Source organism: Flavobacterium anhuiense (assembly GCF_900101855.1).
Classification (GTDB): domain Bacteria; phylum Bacteroidota; class Bacteroidia; order Flavobacteriales; family Flavobacteriaceae; genus Flavobacterium; species Flavobacterium anhuiense.
In genome coordinates this window covers 1-2,153 of the sequence record NZ_FMVC01000013.1, presented here as the reverse complement: position 1 = coordinate 2,153, position 2,153 = coordinate 1, and the positions used below count along the sequence as shown (strand labels likewise).

1 rRNA gene is annotated in these 2,153 nt (G+C 50.7%); it reads left to right on the top strand.

The window, feature by feature from the left end:
* Nucleotides 1–2,153: ribosomal RNA gene (locus BLP44_RS22810) — 23S ribosomal RNA — on the top strand; the annotation flags it as partial.

Genomic DNA, 2,153 nt, shown 5'->3' with positions numbered 1-2,153 from the left:
ATCCTGAGTAGGGCGGGGCACGTGAAACCCTGTCTGAATTCGGCGGGACCATCCGCTAAGGCTAAATACTCCTGAGAGACCGATAGTGAACCAGTACCGTGAGGGAAAGGTGAAAAGAACCGTGAATAACGGAGTGAAATAGATCCTGAAACCATGCGCCTACAAGCGGTCGGAGCCCTTTCGTGGGGTGACGGCGTGCCTTTTGCATAATGAGCCTACGAGTTAACGCTGCTGGCAAGGATAAGTGGTTAAGCCATGGATCCGCAGCGAAAGCGAGTCTGAATAGGGCGCTTTAGTCAGTAGTGTTAGACGCGAAACCGTGTGATCTACCCATGGGCAGGTTGAAGCTGTGGTAACACACAGTGGAGGACCGAACCGGTTGACGTTGAAAAGTCTTCGGATGACCTGTGGGTAGGGGTGAAAGGCCAATCAAACTCGGAAATAGCTCGTACTCCCCGAAATGCATTTAGGTGCAGCGCTGGATATAGTTATATAGAGGTAGAGCTACTGATTGGATGCGGGGGCTTCACCGCCTACCAATTCCTGACAAACTCCGAATGCTATATAATGTTTACCAGCAGTGAGGGCTTGGGTGCTAAGGTCCAAGTCCGAGAGGGAAAGAACCCAGACCATCAGCTAAGGTCCCCAAATATATGCTAAGTTGAAAGAACGAGGTTTGTCTGCCCAGACAGCTAGGATGTTGGCTTGGAAGCAGCCATTCATTTAAAGAGTGCGTAACAGCTCACTAGTCGAGCGGACGAGCATGGATAATAATCGGGCATAAGCATATTACCGAAGCTATGGATTTGCATGTATGTGCAAGTGGTAGGGGAGCATTCTGACAGGGCTGAAGGTGTATCGTAAGGTATGCTGGACCGGTCAGAAAAGAAAATGTAGGCATAAGTAACGATAATGCGGGCGAGAAACCCGCACACCGAAAAACTAAGGTTTCCACAGCTATGCTAATCAGCTGTGGGTTAGTCTGGACCTAAGGCGAACCCGAAAGGGGCAGTCGATGGCCAACGGGTTAATATTCCCGTACTTCTTATTGCTGTGATGGGGTGACGGAGTGATGAAAGCGCCGCGGACTGACGGAATAGTCCGTTAAAGCACCTAGCTATATCTTCTATAGGCAAATCCGTAGAAGATGGCGAAATGCGATAGTACTCGGAGTCTTCGGACAAAGAGATAGCGCGCCTAAGGGCTTCCAAGAAAAACCTCTAAACTTCAGGCAGTAAGAACCAGTACCGTAAACCGACACAGGTAGTTGAGGAGAGAATCCTAAGGTGCTCGAGAGATTCATGGCTAAGGAATTAGGCAAAATAGACCTGTAACTTCGGGAGAAAGGTCGCCCACAGCGATGTGGGCCGCAGTGAAGAGGTCCAGGCGACTGTTTATCAAAAACACAGGGCTCTGCAAAATCGCAAGATGAAGTATAGGGCCTGACACCTGCCCGGTGCTGGAAGGTTAAGAGGAGATGTTATCTTCGGAGAAGCATTGAATTGAAGCCCCAGTAAACGGCGGCCGTAACTATAACGGTCCTAAGGTAGCGAAATTCCTTGTCGGGTAAGTTCCGACCTGCACGAATGGTGTAACGATCTGGACACTGTCTCAGCCATGAGCTCGGTGAAATTGTAGTAACGGTGAAGATGCCGTTTACCCGCAGTGGGACGAAAAGACCCTGTGCACCTTTACTATAGCTTAGTATTGACCTTGGATAAATGATGTGTAGGATAGGTTGGAGACTGTGAAGGGGCGTCGCCAGGCGCTTTGGAGTCATTGTTGAAATACAACCCTTTGTTTATCTGAGGCCTAACCCCGTGCTGCGGGGGACAGTGCTTGGTGGGTAGTTTGACTGGGGTGGTCGCCTCCAAAAGAGTAACGGAGGCTTCTAAAGGTTCCCTCAGCACGCTTGGTAACCGTGCGCAGAGTGCAATGGCATAAGGGAGCTTGACTGAGAGACATACAGGTCGATCAGGTACGAAAGTAGAGCATAGTGATCCGGTGGTTCCGCATGGAAGGGCCATCGCTCAAAGGATAAAAGGTACGCCGGGGATAACAGGCTGATCTCCCCCAAGAGCTCATATCGACGGGGGGGTTTGGCACCTCGATGTCGGCTCGTCACATCCTGGGGCTGGAGAAGGTCCCAAGGG